This is a genomic window from Paenibacillus xylanexedens (genome assembly GCF_007676705.1).
Lineage (GTDB): Bacteria > Bacillota > Bacilli > Paenibacillales > Paenibacillaceae > Paenibacillus > Paenibacillus xylanexedens_C.
The window spans coordinates 1-241 of record NZ_VEBF01000593.1; the positions used below are offsets into that span (position 1 = coordinate 1).

1 protein-coding gene is annotated in these 241 nt (G+C 46.1%); it reads left to right on the top strand.

All coding sequences use genetic code 11. The features are described 5' to 3' along the window. Positions 1 to 142: 142 nt before the first annotated feature. The coding region (locus FS628_RS32955; protein ID WP_260871258.1) for a family 1 glycosylhydrolase at positions 143 to 241 on the top strand (99 nt) is incomplete at its 3' end.

Consider the following 241-nt stretch of genomic DNA (forward strand, 5'->3'; position numbering starts at 1 on the left):
CCACCCCCCCTATCTCCAACATCCCAAACCCCTCACTATCCTTCACTTTCTTCCCACACCACACAACCCCACAACTATTATCAAACCTAATCTTCCCGCCTTTACCCCCCTCCCTACCCACTTCTATCCTTCACATCAACCCATTCACTTTTATCATCCATATAACCAACATATTAAATTATTTCCACAAATCCCATTCAAGTGCCTCAGCCTTTCCATACCCTGGCCACGCATTTTCCCT